The sequence below is a fragment of the Mesorhizobium sp. M7D.F.Ca.US.004.03.1.1 genome (assembly GCF_003998635.1).
GTDB classification, from domain to species: Bacteria; Pseudomonadota; Alphaproteobacteria; order Rhizobiales; family Rhizobiaceae; genus Mesorhizobium; species Mesorhizobium loti.
In genome coordinates this window covers 1-1,753 of the sequence record NZ_RZQG01001106.1, presented here as the reverse complement: position 1 = coordinate 1,753, position 1,753 = coordinate 1, and the positions used below count along the sequence as shown (strand labels likewise).

Genomic DNA, 1,753 nt, shown 5'->3' with positions numbered 1-1,753 from the left:
GCTTGATGCTTACAACAAAACCTTGACTGCCTACCTTGATGAACTTGGTGTCCTGGGACCGGATTTGACCGCGGCGCATTGCGTCTGGCTCGACGACGACGACATTGCCCGACTTGCCGATCGCGGCTGTTCGATTGCGCACAATCCTGGCAGCAATCTGCGTCTTGGCTCCGGCATCGCCCCGGCGCGCCGGATGCTCGACCGCGGACTGAATGTCGGTCTCGGCACCGACGGATCACACTGCTCGGACAACCAAAACATGTTTGAGGCAATGCGCCTCGCGTCCTTCGTCTCGCGCGTTGCTGATGTCGACCCCAACCGATGGATCAGCACGGATGACGCTGCCAAAATGGCGACAAATGGAAGCGCCAGAGCGCTCGGGTTCGGCGACAGGATCGGGCGGCTGGAAGTCGGCTGCGAGGCGGATATCGTTCTTCTCGATCTCGCCAATATCAATTTCGTGCCCTTTAACGATCCAACCAACCAACTGGTCCATTCTGAGGATTCGAGTGCGGTATGTGACGTCATGATCGGCGGCAAATGGGTTCTCAGGAACCGCGAGTTCGTGACGTTCGATTTCAGGCTATTGCGCAGCAAAGTCGAGGACAGCGTGGCGCGACTGCGGTCCTCCGCTGCCGGCTTGAAAGGCGCCGCCGACCAGCTTGCTGAATATGTCTCGGATTTTTGTATGGGATCACATAGTCGACCCCATCACATCAATCGACTTTGCCTGTGTGGTCCCGCAACCGGATTTTCCGACGCGACGTCGTAGCGCGATCAAGCTTGAAAGATCCGGGTCGGTCCATGATACGGCGACAAACGGTTACCTGGACGCTGCAGTTCTTGCCTGACTCCATGGATGTCGCTGCCGCGGCCGGAGGAAAGGTGCTTGCGAGGCGGCGCCACCGAAGGTTCTCCGACCCCCAGTATAATCTGAACTTATTATTCGGCGATCTTAATGATTATTCGCGCTGGTTCCAGCGCGCTAGTGATGCATGACATTTAGGCACAAGAGCAGTTCAATGACGCAATATTCGGCAGGGTTGGTCAGGCGGAAAACGGATGAGCAAAAAGCCGTGGTCGACGGTTTGTTCGAGGCGCTTGCCAAATGTTCACTGGCCGGCTCAGGCATAACGCGTGACACGTATGGACCTGGTGAGGACTGTGCTCATCGGGTGATAGCGAAACACGCTTTGGATCTTGGCCTTGAGGTACGGGTCGATGCAGCGGCGAATACCTATGTGACGCTGCCAGGCAAGCATCGTGATCGCCCCAAGGTAATTATTGGGTCACATTTGGACAGCGTGCCCAACGGTGGCAATTTCGACGGTGCCGCCGGTGTCGTCGCCGGGTTGACCAGCCTGGCTGTCCTCTCGTCTCTTGGCTTCGAGCCAGAATGCGACGTCACTATCATGGGCGTTCGGGCCGAAGAGAGTGTTTGGTTCCAAGTGTCCTATATCGGCAGCCGCTCGGCTCTTGGGTCACTGCCGGCAAACGCCATGCAGATGCGCCGTATCGATACGAAGCGTACTCTCGAAAGCCACATCCGTGACTCAGGCGGCGATCCGGATGCCATTGTCGATGGCAAAATCGAACTCGACCCTGCGCAGGTCCGGGCGTTTCTCGAACTTCATATCGAACAGGCGCCAAGCCTCGTCGAAGCCGGGGTGCCCGTGGCGGTGGGCGCCGGAATACCAGGCAACTTCCGATACGCGTCGGCGCGAGTGCTTGGTCGTTATGACCATGTCGGGAC

The 1,753-nt window shown here is 57.9% G+C and carries 2 protein-coding genes; both read left to right on the top strand.

What is annotated here, in order from left to right:
• Positions 1 to 772 (top strand): amidohydrolase family protein (locus EN935_RS34410; RefSeq protein ID WP_164771621.1); only part of this gene is annotated, 772 nt, incomplete at its 5' end.
• A 250-nt stretch (positions 773 to 1,022) separates the two neighbouring features.
• Positions 1,023 to 1,753: M20/M25/M40 family metallo-hydrolase (locus EN935_RS34405; protein WP_164771620.1), on the top strand; the 731-nt coding region annotated here is incomplete at its 3' end.